Below are 2,335 nucleotides of genomic sequence, written 5' to 3'. Positions count from 1 at the left end.
CAACCCACCTGCTCCCGCCACTGCCGCGCCGCCACCGCCCCCGCGACAGCCAGCACGACCCCGCCGAGCTGCCGCTTCCTGGTCCACCGGGCCACCCCGTACCCACCCACGAGCCCACCGGCGGCGACCACCGCGCTGGGAACCTTCGCCATGTCTGCCTCCGAACACCACGGTCGACCGCTTCGGCCGAGCCTGGAAGACCGAGGCTAACCGGCCTGCTGCCTGCGGAACTCGGCCCGGGCCCGCAACTCCGACACGTACGCCGCCCCGATCGCACCCCCGGCGCCGGCGAGGGCGAGCCCGAAGACGACCGGGTTGACATACCCCGGCACGTCACCGTTGTCGTAACTCCCGCCGTCGCTGGTCTCGCAGACGAACCCGAGCGGGATGTACGTGACCTTGTGGTCGACGATCTCGACGCCGTGCCTGCTCCGCTCCAACCAGCCCGCCGTACGGCAGGACCGGGCCGGCGCCGAGTCGGTGCCGCCGTCCTCCGCCGTCATGACCGCACCGCACACGGCGAGCAGCCCCCACGCGTACATGACACACGCCCCCGACCCCGCGAGGGCGGCGAGGCCGCGCAGTACGGCGGGGGCGTTCGCGCGCCGCAGACCGTGGTCGGCCAGCGTACGGCCGCCGTATCCGCACAGACCCACGGCGACGATCACCGCGATCACGGCGAACAGCAGGATCAGCAGGAACACGTGGCCTCCAGGCAGGGCGTGACGACGCCGGGTGCGCCGAGTCCAACAGGACCCCACGCACCCGGCTGTGGCGGACGCCACAGTTCCGGCAACAGCGGTGTCACAGAAGCGGGTTCACGGATAACGGCTTCACTGAGACAGCTTCACAGCACGTCGGCCAGGCGGTCCACCTGCTCCGGATCGATGCCGTAGCAGTAGAGCACGACCTCGTCGGCCCCCAGGTCGGCGAAGGCGGCCAGCGCGGCGCGGATCTCGGCGGGGGTGGTGAGGAGGCCGGCGACCATGCGGTCGGCCATGCCGGTGAAGGCGTAGTACGCGTGCATCCGGCCGCGCGCGTCGTCGATCACGTCCGGTGGACCGAGCGCGACGTTCACCTGGGCCATGAGACGGGGCCGCCCATCGCGGCCGTACTCCTTCCAGAACCCGCGGACGGTGTCGAACAGACCGCCCGCCCAGGAGGGCGCCGCCGCGCAGAGGAAGCCGTCGCCCCAGCGTGCGACGCGTTCGAGCGCGGCGGGCCGGAAGCCGCCGAAGAGGATCTCCGGGCCGCCGATCCGGGCGGGCACCGGGCCGATGGGACCGACTCCGTCGCCGTACGGCTCGCCGTGCCACAGGCGGCTCATGACGGCCATCTGCTCGTCGAGGCGCCGCCCCCGGGTGCGCGGGTCGGTGCCCGTGGCCTGGTGGTCGTCGTCCCGGCCGCCGATGCCCAGACCGAGGACGAGCCGCCCCCCGGTCATCCGGTCCAGGGTGGCGGCCTGCTTGACCAGCAGGGCGGTGTCCCGCAGCGGGGCGAGCAGCACCTCGGTCTGGACGCGGATGCGCGAGGTCGCACCCGCGAGGACGGCCAGGGCGACCAGCGGCTCGGGGTTGTCGTAGACGAGCCGGTCGAGCAGACCGAGGGTGCTGAAGGGACCGGCGTCGGCGCGCCGGGCCCAGGTGAGCAGGGCGGCAGGGTCGCCGATGGGCAGGCCGATGCCCACGTCTGTACCGACGTTCATGAAGGGGCCTCCGAAATGAGGGGTCGACAAGGACTGCCGCCCCTCCCGCACCTCCACGAGGTGGGACGCTCCCGCTCTGCGGCTTCTTTCCGGGGAACGTCTCTTCGAAGTGAACTCACTGTAGGGCGGGCCGGTTCGGCGGAACAAACCAATTCCTCGGCGGGACACGGCACCGACGAATGGGCGAGGATCACCGGATGAGCCCCGCCCGAGCCGCCGACGAACTCCCCGAGGGACCTGCCGGCCAGCTCCCCGACGAACCCCCTGAACCCCCCGAACACGCCCGTTTCGCCGCCTACACCCGTCAGCTGGAGAACTCCACGCCCGACGAGGAAGCGCCCCTGGTCCGCCGTTTCCTCACCGACCCGGACCGGACGATGGCCGAGGCCGCCGTGACCCGCCACCTCGACCGCAGGGCCGCCGCCGGCCACGCGACCCCCGAGTACACCGCCTGGGCCGAGTCGATGGCCGTGGCCACGGCAGGTCACGCCTTCCTGGCCGACCGCCTCCGCGAGTGGGCGCTCTTCCGAGCCGTACACCTCGACCACCCATGGGACCCCGACACCCTGACCGGATCGACGTCCAACTGGCTCCAGCTCAAGCTCGCCGAAGCCCCCACCACACCCACCC

Annotated in this window: 3 protein-coding genes; 1 reads left to right on the top strand and 2 read right to left on the bottom strand. The window is 72.4% G+C overall.

The genetic code is table 11. The annotated features are described in order from the left end of the window. Nucleotides 1-206: 206 nt before the first annotated feature. Entirely contained in the window at nt 207-704 is a 498-nt protein-coding gene (locus L0P92_RS43875) for a hypothetical protein (RefSeq protein ID WP_234768721.1), read from the bottom strand. A 143-nt stretch (nt 705-847) separates the two neighbouring features. Continuing rightward, complete coding sequence (locus L0P92_RS43870; RefSeq protein WP_234768720.1) at nt 848-1,705, bottom strand: LLM class flavin-dependent oxidoreductase; 858 nt, start codon at nt 1,703-1,705, stop codon at nt 848-850. 197 nt (nt 1,706-1,902) lie between these two features. Between L0P92_RS43870 and L0P92_RS43865 the strand changes: the two genes are divergently transcribed. Continuing rightward, on the top strand, nt 1,903-2,335 hold a 433-nt coding region (locus L0P92_RS43865), incomplete at its 3' end, for a hypothetical protein (protein ID WP_234768719.1).

It is taken from the genome of Streptomyces muensis (assembly GCF_021474425.1).
Lineage (GTDB): Bacteria > Actinomycetota > Actinomycetes > Streptomycetales > Streptomycetaceae > Streptomyces > Streptomyces muensis.
Note: the sequence above shows the minus strand (reverse complement) of the source record. Positions and strands in the feature narration are given on the sequence as shown.

Bases quoted from the DNA above. Each gene is read 5' to 3' on its own strand.
- L0P92_RS43870 (WP_234768720.1), bottom strand. From the start codon at position 1,705: ATGAACGTCGGTACAGACGTGGGCATCGGCCTGCCCATCGGCGACCCT.